This window comes from Flavobacterium ginsengisoli (assembly GCF_029625315.1).
Classification (GTDB): domain Bacteria; phylum Bacteroidota; class Bacteroidia; order Flavobacteriales; family Flavobacteriaceae; genus Flavobacterium; species Flavobacterium ginsengisoli.
Window position 1 is genome coordinate 2,988,036 of record NZ_CP121110.1, and the last position, 20,528, is coordinate 3,008,563.

Consider the following 20,528-nt stretch of genomic DNA (forward strand, 5'->3'; position numbering starts at 1 on the left):
CGCAAAAATTTACCGAACAAAAATGCCCAGTAAAATTAAGCAGGTTTTACCCTAAATTTATGATGCTTTTCCGTTTAGATAAAAAGCGTTTCATTTTCTTTTGAATACATCAAAAACAATAAAGAGTTTGGCACTTTTTTCTCAGCGCTTTTATCTTCCTCTGTGATTCCGAATCTTGGATGAGCCAATTCGTTTGTTGGCGGCGGATTACTATTTTTTGTCCTTCTGTTTTTCAATTTAGAAATTTTTTCTGCGAAGTAGTTCAATTTGCTCATGATATTAAGTTTTAGTTAAGTTGTGTTTTATAATCTTTATTTCTCGTTTATCTTTTTGTTAAGTCATTTTCTAGAATAAAAAAACCCTTTTGGATTTTTAGATACCAAAAGGGTTTAAGTTTTTAAACTCATTTATACTTTTAGTATCAACAGACGTTCACGCAAATAAGCGCGACAGCAAACATCTTAGTGTTCATCTGTAAGGATTTATTCATCTGTGATTTATATTGTATTTTATTTAAATTCTGCATTTGTTGTAAATTAAAAAGCCTCCTAAATATTTCTTAGGAGGCTTTTACTATATTATTATTGTATTCTTACAATTTTTTAGCAATAGACACCCCCGCCTCGGTCTTAACCGAAATGGCACAAAACATTTTGTTGACTTTTAAGTTCATTTGATTTCTAGTAGTTTTTGGGTATAACAAATATGCAAATATTTTTCTTATTACACAAATAAAATTCAAGAATTTAATTACAAAATCCGTTGAAAATGTGTTTTTTAACGTCAAAAAACATCTTACAAAAACGAAAACGAAATAACACAAGTAAAAAACTTACAAAATAAGCCAATTTTCCTTCATAATTCCATTTGACAAATCAATTTATCAAAGAACTTTTTTCTCTTTTATATTTTTTTAACTAAAAAATTACAGCCAAACGGCTTCTTTACTCCTAATTCGCTCCGCAATTTTCAGAATATCGGTTATAATTCCTCTAGAAATTGCTTGTTTGCAAGGTGGAGCGCTCTGAATTACGATTGGAATATCGGCATAAGATTTAGTGAAAATTTCAAAAATGGTATCAGAACCTTTTAATTGTCCGATTGGAGAATTTATTGGTTCCGAAATTAATTTGACTTCTAAAGTTCCTTTTTCTACATCAAACTCTCCTACATATCTCAATACATGATTTTCTGCTTGAGTAATTTTGGCGATTTTAAAAGATTTATCGACAGCATCTTTGTTTAGCACTCCATTTTTCTCCAAATGTTCTTCGGTTATAAAGGGCTTGATTGTAATGTCTGAAAACTCAAAATCTTTTCCTATTTCTCTGGCCAATATCAGAAGCTTTCTTGCAGAATCGTTTCCAGACAGATCTTCTTTAAAATTAGATTTCATTAAACCTAAAAGGCTCGCATCTTTTAAAACAGAAGAAAACGAAACATCTTCTGATGAAAATCGATTAAAGACATAACTCAAATTATCAGATAAAACACCTCGAATCTTCGTGATTTTTTCTCCAGAATAATATAGATCTCTTAAGGTCTGCAAAACAGGAATTCCAGTTTCAACCGACGTTTCGTACAAAAACTCCTTGTCATACTTTTTAAGATCTGCTCGTAGTTCTTTATATAAGTCAATCGGGAGCGTATTGGCTTTTTTGTTTACTGCTACAATATGGAATCCATTTTTAATTAACGTATTGTAATGCTTCACCAATTCATCGCTGGCTGTTGCGTCTACGGCAATCAAGTTTTCGAATTCATTTTCTTGTGCAAATTCGACAATATCTTCTACTTTAAAAGGAACAGCCAATTGTCTAAAATTGGTTTCCCAAGCATAACCAACACCTTCTTTCTCAAAAAAGGCAACCGTCGAATTGGTTATTATTGGAAAATGAAAATCGACATTTTTACTTTCCAGAAAAAACTCCTGACTTTCAACAATTTGATTAATCAAAGTACTTCCGATATTTCCAATTCCGAAAAGGATAATGTTTATTTTAAGCTTTGACATAATTTCTAACATTTTAATTTTTTAAAACCATATAAGTGATGTAAGTTCATTTAATATCCAAACGTTTATCAAGGTAGACGCACTGCAGTGCGTCTCTACAAAATGCACTTATATTCCTTATATGGTTTAAATTTTATAATGGTGTTTTTCATAAAAAATTACCTTTAGCAAAACCACTCGCTAAAGGCAATTTTTCAAACAAAAAACAAAAAAACCTAATTTTTATTGATGCTGAATTGAGAAAGCGAAACGTTCTCAAAAACAGTCTGAAGATCAGCAATTAAATCTTCAATATCTTCAATTCCCACAGACAGACGAATCAAATCTTTAGAAACTCCTGTTTCTATTTGTTCTGCTTCTGTCAATTGTTGGTGTGTTGTACTTGCTGGGTGAATAATCAGCGATTTTGTGTCACCAATATTCGCTAGCAGAGAGAATAATTTTGTGTCATCTACCACTTTTTTAGCCGCATCAAAACCTCCTTTTAATCCGAAAGTGATAATGCCGCTTTGCCCTTCTGGCAGATATTCTTTAGCCAAATCATAATATTTATTTGATTTTAAACCTGGATAATTTACCCAGACTACCTCATCTTGTTTTTCTAACCATTCAGCTAGAGCCAAAGCATTTTCACTGTGTTTCTTGATTCGAATTGGAAGTGTTTCTAGTCCCTGAATAATCTGAAAAGCATTAAATGGACTCAAAGCAGAACCAAAATCACGTAGTCCTTCAATTCGAGCTTTTGCTATAAAAGCCGCATTTCCTAAGGCTTCATGATATACTAATCCGTGGTATCCTGCAGATGGCTCGGTAAATTCGGAATTTTCCGTTTGCCCAATCAAAGTTTCCAGCATCAATGATAACGCCTCCTAATGAAGTTCCGTTTCCTGCGATATATTTAGTTAAGGAATGAATTACAATATCGGCACCATATTTAATTGGGTTTAATAAATAAGGTGTCGCAACTGTATTGTCTACTATAAATGGTACTTTGAATGCTTTGGCTTCTGCCGAAATTGCTTTTAAGTCTAATACATCTAATTTTGGATTTCCTAGAGACTCAACAAAGAAAGCTCTTGTGTTTTCTTTTGTCGCTTTTGTAAAGTTTTCAGGTTTTGAAGGATCTACAAATGTGGTAGTAATTCCTAATCTTGGCAAGGTAACTTTTAGAAGATTATAAGTTCCTCCGTATAAACTATTTGACGCAACAATATGATCTCCCGCTTTTAGCAAAGTCAATAAAGTTGTTGAAATTGCAGATGCTCCAGAAGCAGTTACTACAGCTCCAATTCCTCCTTCGAGTGCTGCCAAACGCTGTTCTAAAATGTCATTTGTTGGGTTATTTAATCTCGTGTAGATAAATCCAGCTTCGGCAAGACCAAATAAATTGGCCGCATGATCGGCGTTATTAAATACATATGATGATGTCTGATAAATAGGCACGGCTCTTGTTCCTGCGTTTTTAGTTACGTCGTGTCCTGCGTGTAATGCGTTTGTTGCAAATTTTTGTGTGCTCATGATTTTTAAGTTTTTAGGTATTGTTAATACGTTTTATATTGTAATTGATATTGATTTTTAAAATTGATTTAAGCTAAAATATCTTCAGCTTCTTCTTCAAGATCATATAAATGAAATAGTAATGATTTTTGTGTTTTTGTCTGCTGTGCAGGATCATATTTTAGTGTTTCAGCCGATGTCTCTTCCGAATTATTATTTCTTAATAAGTATTGAAATGCGATTGTATTTATATCTAGTGTATTCATGATTTAAAATTTAAAATGTTGGAAATAAAAAAGCCCTTTCGGATGGCGACCAAAAGGGCTTATAGTTTAACTATAACAAAGATTGTCTCTTTCACTTTTGGCAACAGCAAATTGGGATGCACATTTGCATCATCTTACAACACATCATATTTCTTTTTGCTATTGTTTTCATTTTTATTTAAAATTTGAATTCGATTATTTTTTAAATTCGACTAATTCGATAGAGTAAATGTAATAAGTATTTTTTGAACGACCAAATTAAAATTGAAATTTTATACTATTTTTTTAAATTTCTTTCAAGCCTTTCAAATAAAGACTTGAAAGAAATTTATTTAATTAGAATTTAAAGCTTAAACGGGCAAAACCAAATCTTCCGTTTAATCCGAATTGAGAAACTGCTCTTGAATACGCAAACTGATTCGCATTTGTCAAATCTGTACTTGGCGCTGGCGACAAAGTTGGCGTTGTGTTTGTAAATGCAGGAGTTGCAGGATTATTTCTGTCTGGATAAACATCTCCTATATTATTAACTCCAATTGTAGCTCTAAAATGCTTGTTGATCTGATATCCTAAAGATAAATCTGTAACCAATTTTGCGCTGTATTCCGGATGTTCGTACACAGAAGAAAATCCGTCTAAATTCACATCTGTTGCTCCTGGGTCTGTAACTTTTCCGAAATAGCTGTTTCTTAAATAAATATCCAGTTTTTTAATGCTGAATGTTGTCATCAAATTGGCCTTTACTTTCGGAATTGCTTCTTCTAAATATACTCTGCTTGATTCTGGAAAGAATGAATAAATATACGGCTCTCCACCTGCATCTACTATAGATTTTGGAATATGCAAATCGCCTACTCTTTTGGTTTCGTTGAAACTAAAAGCAAAATCATTTCTAATTGTGAAATCCTGAATTACATCGTATTTCTGAGAAATTACCAAATCAATCCCTTTTGTTTCAGAATCAATTCCGTTTGTCCAGAATGAAGCTCTTTCTACTCCTTTCAAATCAAATGCTTGCTGAAATAAAGTCAACGCCTCTGCCTGTTCTGGCGAAGTTGCAGCACCAATTTGCGCATCTGTTGGTCTAGAATATTGTCCAGACAATACAATTCTGTCGTTGATTCTTGTAAAATAAGCATCAGTTGCAATTGTTATGTTAGCTTCAGGAATTTTGAATGTAAATCCTGTACTAATGCTTTTTGATTTTTCTGGTTTTAAACTTTCAATTCCAATGCTTTTTGCCGCTTGCGAATCGTTTGTAAAATACCCCACTTGATATGGAGAACCGTTTATAAACTGAGTAGAACTTGACTCAAAATATCTTTGCTGTAAAGACGGCGCTCTAAAACCTGTCTGTCCAGAAATTCTCCAATTAATATTATCATTTAATTTTAAAAGAGAAGCCAGTTTAAACGTAACCGTATTTCCAAAATCTGAATAGTTTTCATAACGTGCAGCTCCATTTATAAGCCATTTTTCAGTGGCATTCAATTCTAAATCAACATAAGCAGCACCACTTTTTCTGTTTTTTTCTTTAGCATCCGAAGGCTGAAATCCTGAAAATCCTTGTGCTCCTGCTCCACGTTTGTTTCCAAAGAAGTCAGTTACAATTAATGGTGAATTGCTTGGCAGAATTCCTGAAACTAAATTTCCGTTTACATCATACAATCCGTAAGAAGCTTCTTCTCCTGCTTTAATTTCGTAGTTTTCATATCTGAATTCACCTCCAAAAGCAACATTCAGTCCAGCAAGAACATCTAGTTTTTTACTAAAATCCAAATTGGTTGTGCTTTGTAAAAACGAAACTTTTCCTGCATCAAAACTAAAAGGAGAATTTGTCCCTAAAGTTGCATTGATGGAATTATTTACATCATAATTAAAAGAGTTTGTTCCTAAATTTGTGCTTAAATCAGTATCAAATCCAAATAATTGCGTAGTTACACCAACTGCTGCAGAAGCATCTAAAATTTTTGATTCAATTTCTGGCAAAAATCCGTTTTGGTACACTTGAGTGAAAGTTCCAGAACCATTTGGCAATCTATTAAAGGCATATGATTTTCCGCTTCTATACGATATTCCACCAAAAGAATACAAAGAAGTTGTTTCTGTTAAAGGATATTTTGCATTGTAATATGCTTGTCCTGAAGCCAATTCTGACTGACCAACACTCATATTATAATCACTTCTCTGCTGTCCTCTGTAAGCTAATTCATTATTAGTAACATCAAAATTCAAAGCGGTCTGCATCTGCGCAATTGTTGAAGCTGATGCAATAGCACTTTGTTGAGCTGTTGTAAAATAACCTACTTGTGGAGCATATTGTTTTAAAGAAGACAAAATCTGAGCTGAATTTGTAGTCGTATTAATGTTGCTAAACAAAGAGTTAATTTCTACACCATCTTGTGCGACTCTATTTTCTACTGCATTGTAAGCATTAAAAATAGCATTGCTTCTAATTCCTGCTCTACTTGTTGCTTGTCTCGTTACCGCAGTTCCAGTAATATTCAAGAAACTTCCCGGTTTGCCCAATGAAGTTCCGTAGTTTAAATCTATTTGGGCAGTTTGTCCGTCTGCTCCTCCTTCAAAATTATTTGATCCCGAAGATAAATTTGCTCCATATTGAATTCCTCCTGTTAGATAATTAGCGTTTTTCTTTAGAACAATATTAATAACTCCCGCAATCGCATCAGAACCGTATTGTGCGGCAGCTCCATCTCTTAAAACTTCAATTCTTTCTATGGCAAAAGACGGAATGGCATTTAGGTCTGTTCCAACAGATCCTCTTCCTGGCGATCCGTTTATGTTTACTAAAGCACTTGTGTGTCTTCTTTTTCCGTTTACTAAAATCAGAACCTGATCCGGCCCTAATCCTCTTAATTGTGCAGGATCTACGTGATCTGTTGCATCTGCTGTAGAAGTTGGATTACTCGTAAACGAAGGAGCAACATAATTTAAAATTTGAGTTACGCTTGTTTGCGGCGCTCCTTTTGTTATTTCTGATACATTAAAAACATCTACCGGAACTGGCACATCTGTTTTAACTCTGTTTTTACTTCTTGATCCAATAATAGTAACTTCAGACAGTTCGTTGTTTTTTAAACTGTCTTGCTCTTTTTTATTGTCTTGAGCATAAAGTCCTGAAAAAGTCACAAGACCTAAAACGATTAGTACATTTTTCTTCATTTCTTTTTTACTGATTAATTATTGTTTTTGGCTTAAAAAAATCTTACAGGTTTATTTTTGGCATAAAAAAAACCTCTGCGGTTCGGCAGAGGTTCTATTTATATTTTATTGAAAAATAACTACAATAGCGTCTCTGCGGATAACTCCGGCATCTTACAAGACATCATATTGCAAACTGTAAATTTCATTTTGTTTCTTTTATTTTAACGGGGCAAAGTTGCAAACTATTTTTTAATCGACCAAACAAAAAACAAAATATTTTCCATTACCCTATCAAAATAGTATGTTATTGTTAAATTTCTGCTAGAAAAAATAAAAAAAGTTGAACTTTAATTTGCAAATCAAAATGGTTTCATACCTTTGCACCCGAAACAGAGGAAAAATTTGAACTGATTGCAACCTCTTCATAATGAAAGGATTTCATTATGAATGCCGAAAGATTCATTTCAGCAGTAAAAAATGCTAAAGCAGGAACTCTCCTTTAGCTCTTTTTAGCAATCATTTTTCTCGCTTAAATTAAAATTAATACATTTTTATTACATTATTATGGCTTATTTATTTACGTCAGAATCTGTTAGTGAAGGGCATCCAGACAAAGTTGCAGATCAAATTTCGGACGCATTAATTGACAACTTTTTGGCATTTGACGCTGACTCAAAAGTAGCTTGTGAAACATTAGTTACAACTGGTCAGGTTATTTTAGCAGGTGAAGTAAAATCGAATACTTATCTTGATGTTCAGCAAATTGCACGTGAGGTAATCCGTAAAATTGGATATACTAAAAGTGAATATATGTTTGAAGCGAATTCTTGTGGAATTCTTTCAGCTATTCACGAGCAGTCTGCAGATATTAACCAAGGTGTTGACAGAGCTAAGCCAGAAGAGCAAGGTGCTGGTGACCAAGGAATGATGTTTGGTTACGCTACAAACGAAACTGAAAACTACATGCCATTGGCATTAGATTTATCTCATAAATTATTACAAGAGTTAGCTATTTTAAGACGTGAAAACAAAGAAATCACATATTTACGTCCGGATGCTAAATCTCAGGTTACTTTAGAATACAGCGACGATAACAAACCAACTCGTATTGATGCGATTGTTATCTCAACTCAACATGATGATTTTGATGAAGAAGCTGCGATGTTGGCTAAAATCAAAAAAGATATTATCGAGATTTTGATTCCAAGAATTATCGCTAAAAACCCAGAGCATGCTCATTTATTTAACGATAAAATCAACTACCATATTAACCCAACAGGAAAATTCGTTATTGGAGGACCTCACGGAGATACTGGTTTAACAGGAAGAAAAATTATCGTTGATACTTACGGTGGAAAAGGTGCTCACGGTGGTGGTGCATTCTCTGGAAAAGATCCAAGTAAAGTAGACAGAAGTGCTGCTTATGCAACTCGTCATATTGCTAAAAACTTAGTTGCCGCTGGTGTTGCTGACGAAATCTTAGTTCAGGTTTCTTACGCAATTGGAGTTGCTGAACCAATGGGAATTTTCATTGAAACTTACGGAACTTCTAAAGTAAACTTAACTAACGGTGAAATCGCTAAAAAAGTAGAAGCTATCTTTGATATGCGTCCTTACTTTATTGAGCAAAGATTAAAATTAAGAAACCCAATTTATAGCGAAACTGCTGCTTACGGACACATGGGACGTAAACCAGAAACGGTTACTAAAACTTTCTCTGCTCCAGGCGGAAACGAAAAAACAGTTACTGTTGAATTGTTTACATGGGAAAAACTTGATTTTGTTGACCAAGTAAAAGCTGCATTTGGATTGTAATTCAATCTAAATTTTAAATACTAAAAAAGGCTTTCTAAAATTTTAGAAAGCCTTTTTTAGTTTTAGCTCTTAAAAAAATAAAACCCGACAAAGTTTAACTTGTCGGGTCTATTATTTATTTATTAAACTTAGTATGTTCCATTACTCATCTTAGTTAGAACTTCTTTCATTTGATTTGCAGTTTCTTCATCAACATCACTAGTAATATATTTTACTGCTAAAACCTGTGTTTCGATAGCTTTTTGTGCCTGTCCATCTTTATAATACAATTGTGCTAAAGTGTCTAAATAATATGGATTGTTTTTACTTAAAACCAAACTATATTCTGACCATTTAATGGCATCCTTTAAGAAGTTTGCATTCTGAGGTTTTAAAACTACTGTCCAAGCTGCGTTATTACAAATATCTGAGTGGTAAAGTTTAAACGAACTCCATCCATCATAAGAATAACTCGAGCTAGAATCTAAACCTGAAAAAATAGCGTCTAATTTTTCTATTGGGCTTGTTCCTGCCAATGTTGCATCAAAATAGGTATTAAACTCTCTTAAATAAGTTGTATTAGAACCATCTTGATCTTCAACCTGAGTCAAATAATAGAAATAATTTCTATAAGCATCAAAATTACCTTTCCCAGATTCGATAATCTTTTTATAAACAGAATTGATTTTTTCTTTGTTCATTTTACCTGTAAGTCCGTCCTGCGAAGCATATAGGTTTTGCTGTAATGCATTAGAAACTTCTGAAACAGGATTACCAAAACTATGAATCGCATTTTCTGTATTATTGTATGCCACCCTATTGTTTTCAATTTCATCAGAATGTTTTAACAGATAATCAATAGCAAGAAAATCGGTATCATTAAGAATTCTTTCTTCATTAAAGAATTGTTTAGTAAACCCTTGATTTTTGATTTCTTTTATAATGGTTTCGGCCAATTGCATATTCACATTTTTATCTTTCTGATGCGCTTCAATCAATTTTTTCCAACTTTGAGCTACTTCTTTTTGATCTAATTTCGTTTTTGTCATTACAAATTCAGTCCCGTTTTTTTCATTTATCAAAACATCTTCTGATTCATATTCATAAACTGCTTCCAAAAGAGCAGACTTTATTAAAAGCTGTAATTAGATCTGCATCTGAAGTTTTTTTGTTCTTTAACACTTTATCTATAGAAAGAAAAGCACTTGCTCTTTGAAGTTTTCTATACAAATCACCATAATAGCTAAACTGATATTGCTGTGTTGTTAAATCTGATTTTGCAGCAGCAACTACATCACCGTTTCCATTTAAAACCAATACGCTTGGATCATTAGTAATTTTATTATTTTTTAGCCATTTTTGATCATCGGCTCCAGCCAAATAATAATTGTAAGTATCATACAGTGCATTATACGAATCGTACATATTATATCCTGTCTGAGTTTCCTGCTCTTTTACAAAAGCATTAAAACCTTCCTTAGCCGATTTATTCTTGCTGTCAACCACAACTACCAAAAATTTGTTACTAGCTGTTTTCGTAGATTCTATTGCCTTTTTTAGATTGTCTTCGATTTTTAGTTTAAAATCGTATTTGGTGTAAGAAGCTGGAGGATCAAGAGAATAATCTGCAGCAGGTACCGCAGTACTATCAACTGGCAGACTATTATATATACTATCTACTACAGTATTTCCATAAGAATCTTGAAATGAATCTTTCCCTGGATACGTCCAATTTGAAATACTTTCAGTTTGTATTGGAACGACTGCTGGAGTCTTAGCTGGCTTTTCATCTTTTTCGTTTACAAATACCAAAGGATCTTTTCCTGCTTGATCAGAAATTCTCAATTCTTTTGTATTCTTATCAAAAGATCCTGCAAGATTTAAATCGTTAACAATTGCAACATCATAATCGATTATTACTTCTGAAACATCTTTTGGCAATGTATATTTATTAACATCACTTTTTCCATTATAATCTTCGTAAACCAAATAAAGGAAATCCGTTTTTTCTATTTCAAAATCTAAATCTATTTTTATATAATCAGGATCTACTTTTGTTTTTATGTCTGAAAGTCTCTGGTATTGAACTGCTTCTGTTCCTTTTTGAGTTCCTATGTAAAAAGAATAATAAGACGGATTCAAAAACTTAATCTTAACTTTTTTTGCTTTTTTATCTTTAAAAAAAGAGAGATCAAATCTATTATTTACGGTATTTTCACTTTTTAAGAAAACCAAAGAATCGCCTTTAATTTCATATCCTCCCGAATAAAAAACCAATTCATATTTATTATCATCCAATAAATTTAACTTGATTTTCCCTCCTTTATTTGTAGATAAATAAGTTCCTTTTTCCAATCCATTTGTCTGGGCAAAAGAGATAGAAATTCCAGCAAATAGGAGTGATAAGCTCCAAATAAAATCGCGCATAACTACGTATTTTGTTGTTAATAATATAGCGCAAAGATATCTGATTCTCCTTTAAACAAATCACAAAAAATCATAATATTTGCAATTAAAATACTACAAATTATACTTCATCGAAAATATGATATAACGTGGCTGTACAGTGTATTGAGAAACTCTTGTAGAGAACTGTGAGAAGCTGTCGTCGTTAAGATATTTTGTATTTAATAAATTGGTTGCGGAAACTTTATATTCCCATTTGCTGTTTTTCTTTTGATAAATTAAACTGGCACTTAAGAAATCATATTCGTTATCAACTGTTTTATCTCCATTATAATAGTGATAGAATTCATATTCTGAAACAAAAGAGAAACTATCTAAAAAATAGTAATCTAATTTTGCAAAAGGCTTATCGGTATAAAAAGTGGAACCACTATATTTATTAATTAAAAGATTATATCCAAATTCGATATTGGGAAGGTTTTTATAATTCGTAGAAGCTTTTACAGTATAGCTCTGAACAAAACTTTCTGTTGTTCTCAAGTCATCATTTTGAATGTTATTAAACTTTGACCAGTTTAAACTTGCATTAACAGAAGCTTTGTAGTTTTTTAAAAATGAACGTCCATAAGCTCCCATTCCTGAGAAAGTTTCATCTGCCAAATTAGAATTATATGGAACAGAAGATTGATTGATTCCGTCAAAATCTGCTTTTGTTTTAATCGCATCTACCTTTTTTGTATAAGTCGCATTGGCAAAAATGTTCTCAAAATTAAACATGTTATATTTAAAATAACGAAGCGTATGCACTTGCGAAGTTGCATTTTCTAAGAAACGATTTCCATGAAATAAACTACTGTAATCAGACAAAACATATCCTGCTGCCAATTGGTTAATATCTGTAAAATCATTCGTTAAAGAGAAATTATAAGTAAGTGTTTCAGATTTTTTGATTTGGTATAAGGCAAAGAAATCTGGCAGTATTTTGCTAAAACTTTGAGAATAATCTGTTCCCTCTTGTCCGTTTGTCATTTGATACGTATGCAGGCTTACTCCTGGCGTCAATGTAAATTTTCCAGTTAGAATTTTATAATGGAAGCCTACGAACGCATCATTGAACCTATAATCTACATCGTTATTATTTTCAGGATTATTTAAATCATTTCTGCCTCCATTATCTAACATTTGAAAAATATGAGAATTGAAATTCTGATAAGAATAGGTGTTTCCTAAAGTAACATTGAAATTACTTTTAGGTGTTACCATATAATAATAATCCAGTTTAGCATCGAGCTTATTCGTTTTTACAAAACGATCCTGATTGTAATCATTTCTAGATTGTGTAACATCATATCCTGACAAAGCAAAAGGAAGCGTTTGCAGGTTAGCATTATAAAACGGATTCTCATCTTGATACAAATGCTGCATTTCAAAAGCAAAAATATTTTTAGCGTTTTGCGTGTAATACAAATTCAAATTCTGATTAATTGAAGTCGGATCTTGTTTTTTGGTGGTAAAAATATCTTCCGAAGTTGCTACATTCTGTACAATTTGCTCTCTAAACAAATCTGAATATTCTTCTTGTTTAGTAAGTTTGGTCAAAATATCATAATCAAACTGAAATTTGTCGTTTGGTTTATAGATTGAGCTTAATTTAAAAAGTCCCAAATTATTTTTTTGACTTGTATTTTCGTTACTTTTCTGCTGATCTCCAGAATCTAAAATTGTGGTTTGCGATTTGGTTTCCAATTCTGTTTTTGAAGTTGATAGAATTCCAAAACCGCTTATATTCCAAGCTTTATTAATCGAATAAGCAAAGTTTGTAGCTCCGAATTTAGTTTCAATTTCTTTTGCACGATTATTTCGAAGCAATGAAATTCCCAAATCATTTGAAGAAACATTAAAACTGCTCCCTCCTTTTTTCATCAAGTTTTTAAACCCACCCGTAAACTTAAAATAATCTTGAGCCGTAAGAGGCAACTCACCAATATTGTTAAAATTGGTAATTAAATTTATACTATATTTTGGACTGTAATAGAACAATTTCGGATTAATGATATATCGGCTATCCAATTCTGCAACACCAATTCCTGCGGTAACGTCGCCAAACCAAAAATTCTTTTTCCCTTCTTTCAGTTTAATATTCATTGCCACATTATCCTGATCGTTTTCAAGTCCTTTTAATTGACTAATTTCATTATAATTTCTTAAAACCTGAACTTTATCAATAGCATCAGCAGGAATATTTTTTACGCCTAATTTAGTATCTCCGTCAAAAAAGTCTTTTCCTTCCACCATTAATTTACTGACTTTTTTCCCCTCTACTTCTATTTCTCCGTCAGCATTTACCTCAACTCCTGGCAGTTTTTTTAGAACATCTTCAAGTTTTTTTTCTGTTCCAGATTTAAAAGAATCAGCATTATAAACAATCGTATCTCCTTTTATAGAAACGGGCATTTCTCGGACAATTTCTACTCCTTCCAACTCTATTCCATCTCCATCCAAAACAATATTTTGAGTCATGTTTTCAGCTTTTGTAGATACAGCCATTTCCTTAGATTTCATTCCCAAATAACTCACTTTAATAGTATAAGCAGTATTTGGCTTTAAAGTGAGCTGAAACTTTCCTTTGTCGTTCGTAATTCCATACGAATCCATCGCTTTGGTTCCGTTATTAACAGCCATGATATTAGCCATTTCTAACGGATTTTTCTGTTCATCTTGAATAAGACCATCAAAACGAACACTTTGTGCAAAAGAAAAAGAAGTAATTAAAAAGGCGACGAAAAAATATAGCTTGTTCATTAAAAAAGGATGCTTAGAATAAATAATAAAGGCTGCGAGTTATCTTCCCGGAGGAGGAGGAGGTCCGCCAGCACGACCGCGGTTCATCTCTCTAAATTCTTCCATTTTTTTAATCACTGTTTCGTCATATTCTTTTTGAGAAATTACTTTTCCTTTTTTAGAAGGTTTAATATCCACTTTCTCTTTAGCATTCAAAACAATTTTCGAGCATAAAATTGTAGTTGTTCCATCATTAATTTCTAAAATTAAACCAGGAAGCCCCCAGTAATTTTCTGGCCCTTGATTAATCGGGATTTCTGGTGTATACCAAGCCGTTACCACAATTTCTTTTGGCATTTCAAAGTTGTCTGCAAAGTTGGTTTTAGTATCTCCTGACGTCTTTTTAGCTTCATCCTTTTTATCATCGTTATTCTTAGGTCTAAAGTTTCTAAAATCGGTTTTGCTTGCTTGTTTTACAGCCGTCGCTTTATAACAATTATATCCTCCAATTTGTTTGGTTTCTTGTTCTAATTTCCAGTTTAATTTTGGCAATGAATCGACAACAAGAAATTCTTTGCCCATAAATTCTTTATCTACAGTATACGTTTTTGTTTTTACGTCTTTATAAAAAGTTCCTCCGCCTCCCGTAAGAGAGCCAAACATCATTCTAAAACCCCCTTGCTGTTGGCCAGGCGCTTCTAGTTTTTCTTCTTCTTTATAAATTGATGTCGCTTTATCGAAGTTTAAGATGAATGTTTTTTCTAGCATTTTTTTCATGCGCTCCTCCATGTTTTTCTGCATCTCTGGCGTGATGTCTCTATTTCCGCGCATTCCTTCAAATTTTGGCGCTTGCGTTTTCGATTCGTAAACAGCCATTCCTTGAAAATCTTTTTGCGCTTGAATTTGTGTTGAAACAAGCATCAAAGTCATATAAAAAAATATCTTTTTCATTTCGTTTTTCTTTAAGTGAGCAAATTCAATAAAACTTACATTCAAATGTATTATTAATTTTAAAATTCAAAAAACTAAATATATTAATCGCATAATGGCATAGATAGAACCGTCTATTTTTTAGACAATTAGTATAAAAAAAGGTTTAAACCTTAAAATTGATGTTTTAATGCGAGTTTTTTGTAATTTGGTAATCTTGTAAATCAATTTTCTAATCTGTAAAACCGTGCAAAAAATTTTATTCTCCATACTTCTTTTCTGCACTTTTCAGGCGCTTTCGGCTCAGGATTTGAAAATAAATCCGACCTTAATTTCGCAGTACAAAAATACTTCAGATGAATTTTTAGGATATGATTCATTTGGGTATTCGTATCAGATAACAAACAACGTTTTTAGTAAAATTAAAGGAAAAGAAATTTTCGAATACAAGAATATATCTTTAGGAAAAATAACAAAAGTTGATCTACAAAATCCGTTAAAAATTGTTTTGTTTTATGAAGATTTTAATAGCGTTGTCTTATTAGATAATCAATTAAATAAAATGACTGAAATTAACTTTTCGCAGAATACAACCCCAATTGTAGTAAGCGCAATCGGAATGTCAACACAAAATCAACTATGGATTTACAACACTTTAAATCAGCAGATTGGTCTATTTGATTATTTGAAAAATGAATACAAAACGGTTTCAATTCCGTTGACTGAACCAATTCAATATTATCAAACCGATTTTAATGCTTTTTATTGGATTGATAAGAAAAACAACTGGTTCTCTTGTGACATTTTCGGAAAAATCACTTCGTTAGGAAAAATAACCGATTTCGATAAAATTGCCATTGTTAATTCTTCACAATATCTTTTCAGTAAGGGTAATTTATTGTATTTTAAAGGTTTCAACAAATCAAATCCAGAAGTAATTTCTGAGATTAAAATTTCAGAAAAAACCTTTGACAATTTTTATTACAAAGACCAAATTTTATCTATTTTTACAGCTACAGATATTTCCAATTATAAAATCGTAACACCGTAATGCACATAGCAATAGCAGGAAACATAGGCGCAGGAAAAACTACTTTGACCAAATTATTGGCGAAACACTTCAAATGGGAACCTCATTATGAAGATGTAGTTGATAATCCGTACCTAGATGATTTCTACCATCAAATGGAGCGTTGGTCATTTAATCTTCAGATTTATTTCCTTAATAGCCGTTTTCGTCAAGTGCAACAAATTCGCGAAAGCGGAAAAAAATCATTCAGGATAGAACGATCTATGAAGATGCTCATATTTTCGCACCCAATTTATATGCAATGGGATTAATGACAAGCCGTGATTTTGAAAATTATACGTCTTTATTCGAATTAATGGAATCTTTGGTTAAAGCTCCAGATTTATTGATTTATTTAAGAAGTTCTATTCCTAATTTAGTGGGACAAATTCACAAACGCGGACGCGAATATGAAAACTCTATTTCTATCGATTATTTAAGCCGTTTGAACGAAAGATACGAGGCTTGGATTCAGACTTATAGTAAAGGAAAATTACTAATCATTGACGTTGACAACATTAATTTTGTTGACAACCCTGAGGATTTAGGAGATATCATTAATAAAATTGATGCTGAATTGAACGGATTGTTCTAAAAATATAGTTTATATACGAATACGAAAAAGCCTCTAAAATATTTTTAGAGGCTTTTTCTGTTTTAAGAAACTTTGTCAAAGTTTTAAACTTTGACAAAGTTGTTATTTTGCGACTTCAACTTTTGCTAAAACTTCTTCTTCAGTTCCTTCAAAAACTTCGGTTGTTGTTTTTCCATCTACTGTTTTAGTAACCGTTCCCGTAGTTTTTCCGTTAATATTTTTAACTTCAACACGAACCGATTGGCTTTCTGTATGCGCATATTTTCCGTTTGCATCAAAATGAGCCAGACACTTTGCTGTTTCTTCTTCAGAACAACCTTTTTCTTTACACATCTTGATACATTCTTCTTTTGTCATTCCAGACATATCGCCACATTTAGACATCCCTGCATGCATTTCTGTTTTAGCACAGCAAGAAGCTTTTCCTGCGATATCTGATGATTCGTGGCCTTCTCCTAAAATTGGAGCAATTACCAATCCAATCAAACAAGTTAATTTGATTAAAATATTCATTGATGGTCCAGAAGTATCTTTAAACGGATCTCCAACTGTATCTCCTGTTACCGCTGCTTTATGCGCATCAGAACCTTTATAAGTCATTTCTCCGTTAATCATAACTCCTGCCTCAAAAGATTTTTTAGCATTATCCCAAGCACCTCCAGCATTGTTTTGAAAAACTGCCCAAAGTACGCCAGAAACAGTAACTCCTGCCATATATCCTCCTAACATTTCAGCAATTAACTGATTGTTGTCTGAGTAAACTAATTTTCCTAAAAGAACAATTAAAATTGGGAAACCAATCGTTAAAATCCCTGGAAGCATCATTTCACGTAAAGCCGCTTTTGTAGAAATCTCAACACATTTTCCGTATTCTGGCTTTCCTGTTCCTTCCATAATTCCAGGAATTTCTTTGAACTGACGGCGAACTTCGTACACCATATCCATTGCGACTTTTCCAACAGAATTCATTGCCAAAGCAGAGAAAACTACTGGAATCATTCCACCAACAAATAACATCGCTAAAACTGGCGCTTTAAAAATATTAATTCCGTCGATTCCTGTAAAGGTTACATAAGCGACAAATAATGCCAATGAAGTTAAGGCTGCAGAAGCAATTGCAAATCCTTTTCCTGTTGCTGCAGTTGTATTTCCAACTGAATCTAAAATATCGGTTCTAGTACGAACTTCTTTTGGCAATTCGCTCATTTCGGCAATACCTCCAGCATTATCAGAAATTGGTCCGAAAGCATCGATTGCCAATTGCATTGCTGTTGTAGCCATCATTGCAGAAGCTGCTAAAGCTACTCCATAGAATCCTGCTAAAGCATACGAAATCCAAATTGCCACCGCAAACAATAATACGGTTGGGAAAGTAGAAATCATTCCGGTTGCCAAACCTGCAATTACGTTTGTTCCCGCTCCTGTAGATGATTTTTGAACAATTGCCATAACTGGTTTTGTTCCTAATCCTGTATAATATTCTGTTACTGATGAAATAGCGCCACCTACAACTAATCCGACTAATGTAGCGTAGAAAACACGCATTGATGAAATCGCTTTAGAACCTTCTCCAAAGAAAGTCATTTGCATTGTTTCAGGAAGCATGTGCTGTACTAAGAAGAAACAAGCCACAGCGGTTAAAACAATAGAAACCCAGTTCCCTATATTTAATGCTTTCTGTACTTGTGCTTCTTTAGCATTGTCATCTGAGATTTTTACTAAAGTTGTTCCGATAATTGAAAACAAAATTCCGAAACCAGCAATTGCCATTGGAAGCAAAATTGGTCCAATTCCGCCAAAAGCATCATTGATACTTCCACCCATATCTTTTATCACATAGTTTCCAAGAACCATTGCGACCAAAACAGTTGCTACATAAGAACCAAATAAATCGGCTCCCATACCTGCAACGTCTCCCACGTTGTCTCCTACGTTATCTGCAATTGTAGCAGGATTACGTGGATCATCTTCTGGAATTCCAGCTTCAACTTTACCAACTAAATCTGCTCCAACATCGGCTGCTTTTGTGTAGATTCCACCACCCACTCTAGCAAACAAAGCGATTGATTCTGCACCAAGCGAAAATCCCGCTAATGTCTCTAAAACAACTGTCATTGTATCTGTATCTTTCCAAACTCCACCAGAGAATAAATGAAAGAAAATTATAAAAAATGATGTTAATCCTAAAACGGCTAATCCAGCAACACCTAATCCCATTACTGTTCCGCCACCAAAAGAAACTTTAAGAGCTTGGGGTAAACTTGTACGAGCTGCCTGAGTAGTTCTAACGTTTGTTTTTGTTGCGATTTTCATTCCCATATTTCCTGCTAAAGCAGAAAAGAATGCACCAAAAATAAAGGCAATTACGATTAATAAATGTGTTTTTACTCCTGGAATAAAAGTAATTCCTGCCAAAGCTAAACTGGCAATAATTACAAAGATGGTTAATAGTTTATATTCGGCTTTTAGAAAGGCTAAGGCTCCTTCGTAAATGTAATCTGAAATCTCTTTCATCTTACCGTCTCCAGCGTCTTGTTTTAAAACCCAAGTCCTTTTTATTCCCATGAAAAGTAATCCTAAAACTGCCATTATAATTGGCAGGTAAATCATAAATGCATTCATAATATATTAATGGTTTTGGTTAATAGTCAACAATCTAACTGAAACGAATTTAAACAAAAAAGCAATACTCCTGACGGCAGTATTGCTTTTTTTATATTAGAATGCGGTTAAAATTATTTAATGCTAAATAATCCAGCCGGTTTATTTTCAATGTCATCAAAACGTTTTGTACACTCAGCGATAATGTCGTAAGCTTCTTTTACGTCTCCCCATCCTTCTACATCTACTTTTTTGTTTTCAAGGTCTTTGTAAACTTGGAAAAAGTGCTCGATTTCTTTTAATAAGTGAGCGTTAATATCAGAAAGATCGTTTAATGAATTCCAGATTGGATCTGAAACTGGTACACAAATAATTTTCTCGTCTGGTCCTTTATCATCTGCCATGTGGAATACACCAATTGGTTTCACTTCCATAACACATCCAGGGAAAGTTGGCTCGTTTACCAAAACTAATACGTCAAGAGGATCACCATCTAAAGCTAAAGTTTCTGGAATAAATCCGTAATCAGCTGGGTACATCATTGAAGAGAATAACATTCTGTCAAAACGCATTCTTTTAATTTCAAAATCGTACTCATATTTATTTCTGCTTCCTCGTGGTATTTCGATTAACACATCGAAAGTCGTTAATTTGTCTGCGGTCATTTTCGTTTTTTATTGTTTCTATAATTTCGGTTGCAAAAATAACTAAAGAATCTAGTTTTACAATAAAAAACAAGGTTAAATTATGCGCATTAAAGTTTAAAAAACAAGCATTTAATAGGTAATACTTCGATTTCTCTTCTTTAAATAATAATGCCAAAGCAAATAGGTTGCATAAGATCGATACGGACTCCACTGTTCTGCATGAATTTCCATTTCCTGTTTGTCATGAATATCCAGCAATTCTTTGATCGTATTTATTACTGCTATATCGCCAAGCGGAATTAAATCGGGTTCTTCCAAACAAAACATCAGATAAATATCAATTGTCCAATTACCGATTCCCTTTAGTTTAATGAGTTCTTCACGAACTTGTTTTGCCGATTTTGAAGCTAAACTTTCAATATCTAATTCTTTGTTTAAAACCGCTTCCGCTAAAATCTTTATATATTTTGTTTTCTGGCGACTTACTCCCAAATTTCTAAATTCCTCATCAGTCAAAACAGCCATATTTTCGGGATTGCAAGTTTTGTAAGCTTTGATTTTTAAAAATGTGGCTTTCGCCGAATCTATAGAAACTTGCTGTTCAAGTATTAATAAAACCAAAGTTTCAAATCCAGGCGGACGTCTTGGAATTGGAGGCAATCCGTATTTCTCAATAATTTCTAAAAATACAGGATTTTTATTGGTTAAAAAATCGATGGCTTCTTGCATAAGTCATTAAAGTCTTTATCAAAATTAAACAAAA

13 protein-coding genes and 2 pseudogenes are annotated in these 20,528 nt (G+C 33.0%); 3 read left to right on the forward strand and 12 right to left on the reverse strand.

Going from position 1 to position 20,528, the window contains the following annotated elements:
- Positions 1-74: 74 nt before the first annotated feature.
- From P5P87_RS13900 to P5P87_RS13920, 5 genes and pseudogenes are all read right to left on the reverse strand, one after another.
- Positions 75-275 (reverse strand): hypothetical protein, encoded by a 201-nt coding sequence (locus tag P5P87_RS13900; RefSeq protein WP_198854638.1) that lies wholly within the window; start codon positions 273-275, stop codon positions 75-77.
- Positions 276-925: 650 nt separating this feature from the next.
- Positions 926-2,014, reverse strand: coding sequence for a homoserine dehydrogenase family protein (locus P5P87_RS13905; protein ID WP_198854639.1), 1,089 nt, complete (start codon positions 2,012-2,014; stop codon positions 926-928).
- A 215-nt stretch (positions 2,015-2,229) separates the two neighbouring features.
- Positions 2,230-3,532 (reverse strand): annotated as a pseudogene (locus P5P87_RS13910) (O-acetylhomoserine aminocarboxypropyltransferase/cysteine synthase family protein).
- A gap of 68 nt (positions 3,533-3,600) precedes the next feature.
- A complete protein-coding gene (locus P5P87_RS13915; RefSeq protein ID WP_198854641.1) occupies positions 3,601-3,777 on the reverse strand; it encodes a hypothetical protein in 177 nt (58 codons plus the stop codon).
- 336 nt (positions 3,778-4,113) lie between these two features.
- Complete coding sequence (locus P5P87_RS13920; protein WP_278019667.1) at positions 4,114-6,960, reverse strand: TonB-dependent receptor plug domain-containing protein; 2,847 nt, start codon at positions 6,958-6,960, stop codon at positions 4,114-4,116.
- A gap of 546 nt (positions 6,961-7,506) precedes the next feature.
- Here P5P87_RS13920 and metK point away from each other — a divergent pair.
- Positions 7,507-8,757: a methionine adenosyltransferase gene (gene metK / locus P5P87_RS13925; protein WP_111367782.1), complete on the forward strand. Its 1,251-nt coding sequence runs from the start codon at positions 7,507-7,509 to the stop codon at positions 8,755-8,757.
- Positions 8,758-8,885: 128 nt separating this feature from the next.
- Here metK and P5P87_RS13930 read toward each other — a convergent pair whose 3' ends face one another.
- The 4 genes from P5P87_RS13930 to P5P87_RS13945 form a co-directional block, all read right to left on the reverse strand.
- A complete protein-coding gene (locus tag P5P87_RS13930; protein WP_278019668.1) occupies positions 8,886-9,854 on the reverse strand; it encodes a hypothetical protein in 969 nt (322 codons plus the stop codon).
- Positions 9,838-11,163 (reverse strand): hypothetical protein, encoded by a 1,326-nt coding sequence (locus P5P87_RS13935; protein ID WP_278019669.1) that lies wholly within the window; start codon positions 11,161-11,163, stop codon positions 9,838-9,840. Before P5P87_RS13935 ends, P5P87_RS13930 begins: the two co-directional genes overlap by 17 nt.
- Before the next feature lie 93 nt (positions 11,164-11,256).
- The gene (locus P5P87_RS13940) at positions 11,257-13,944 is read right to left on the reverse strand and encodes a carboxypeptidase-like regulatory domain-containing protein (protein WP_278019670.1); all 2,688 of its coding nucleotides are present in this window, start codon (positions 13,942-13,944) and stop codon (positions 11,257-11,259) included.
- A 39-nt stretch (positions 13,945-13,983) separates the two neighbouring features.
- Positions 13,984-14,874 (reverse strand): GLPGLI family protein, encoded by an 891-nt coding sequence (locus tag P5P87_RS13945; protein WP_278019671.1) that lies wholly within the window; start codon positions 14,872-14,874, stop codon positions 13,984-13,986.
- A gap of 226 nt (positions 14,875-15,100) precedes the next feature.
- On the opposite strand from P5P87_RS13945, the gene P5P87_RS13950 reads away from it, so the two are divergent.
- Both P5P87_RS13950 and P5P87_RS13955 read left to right on the forward strand, forming a co-directional pair.
- Complete coding sequence (locus P5P87_RS13950; protein WP_278019672.1) at positions 15,101-15,904, forward strand: hypothetical protein; 804 nt, start codon at positions 15,101-15,103, stop codon at positions 15,902-15,904.
- Positions 15,904-16,517: pseudogene (locus P5P87_RS13955) on the forward strand (deoxynucleoside kinase). The gene P5P87_RS13950 and the pseudogene P5P87_RS13955 overlap by 1 nt, the downstream one beginning before the upstream one ends.
- Before the next feature lie 102 nt (positions 16,518-16,619).
- Here the strand turns inward: P5P87_RS13955 and P5P87_RS13960 are convergent.
- The 3 genes from P5P87_RS13960 to P5P87_RS13970 all read right to left on the reverse strand — a co-directional run bounded on the left by P5P87_RS13960 (position 16,620) and on the right by P5P87_RS13970 (position 20,494).
- Entirely contained in the window at positions 16,620-19,139 is a 2,520-nt protein-coding gene (locus tag P5P87_RS13960) for a sodium-translocating pyrophosphatase (protein WP_278019673.1), read from the reverse strand.
- Positions 19,140-19,252: 113 nt separating this feature from the next.
- Complete coding sequence (locus P5P87_RS13965) at positions 19,253-19,783, reverse strand: inorganic diphosphatase (protein WP_111379450.1); 531 nt, start codon at positions 19,781-19,783, stop codon at positions 19,253-19,255.
- A 111-nt stretch (positions 19,784-19,894) separates the two neighbouring features.
- Complete coding sequence (locus P5P87_RS13970; protein WP_278019674.1) at positions 19,895-20,494, reverse strand: DNA-3-methyladenine glycosylase family protein; 600 nt, start codon at positions 20,492-20,494, stop codon at positions 19,895-19,897.
- Positions 20,495-20,528: the final 34 nt, after the last annotated feature.